Below are 644 nucleotides of genomic sequence, written 5' to 3'. Positions count from 1 at the left end.
GTATGGATGATTTAAGAGTCTTTTTCCCAAATGCTAAAAATGAAGATTGGGAAGTGATTACAGCAGGGCAACGTGTCCAAGTAATCAAGGATACTGAGGATTCTAAAGGTAACTTACAATTTGGTACCGAAGTCATTACGTCAGATGATGGCACATTAGCTGCATTACTTGGTGCATCACCTGGTGCGTCAACAGCTGTAGATATTATGTTTGATGTTTTACAGCGATGCTATCGTGATGAATTCAAAGGGTGGGAACCAAAGATTAAAGAAATGGTGCCGTCATTTGGTTATCGCTTAACAGATCATGAGGATTTATATCACAAAATTAATGAAGAAGTAACTAAGTATTTACAAGTTAAATAATAAACGAAACGGTAATGTCTTTTTTAATGTGATAGACATTACCGTTTTTTAGTGGTTAATAAAAATCATTTTAATTGTTTCAGTTGCTCGTTAATAGTGTCTACGTAGTTCTTGTTTTTAAAGAATTGAATTATCCAAATTAATACATAAATCACAATGAAGATAATTGTGAATATGATTAGATAATGCACTGTTAGTGGAAACCAACCGGCAAGCATTGCTAAAGGCAAGAATCCGACATACGTTGTTATGAAATGCATTATAGTTGCTTTAGTAATG

The 644-nt window shown here is 33.7% G+C and carries 2 protein-coding genes; one reads left to right on the top strand and one right to left on the bottom strand.

Going from position 1 to position 644, the window contains the following annotated elements; translation table 11 throughout:
• Window positions 1-365 (top strand): malate:quinone oxidoreductase (locus tag IDG60_RS28155; RefSeq protein ID WP_206161097.1); only part of this gene is annotated, 365 nt, incomplete at its 5' end.
• A 65-nt stretch (window positions 366-430) separates the two neighbouring features.
• Here the strand turns inward: IDG60_RS28155 and IDG60_RS28150 are convergent.
• On the bottom strand, window positions 431-644 hold a 214-nt coding region (locus IDG60_RS28150), incomplete at its 5' end, for a DUF3021 domain-containing protein (RefSeq protein ID WP_206161098.1).

The sequence above is a fragment of the Staphylococcus sp. EG-SA-2 genome, from assembly GCF_017152085.1.
Note: the sequence above shows the minus strand (reverse complement) of the source record. Positions and strands in the feature narration are given on the sequence as shown.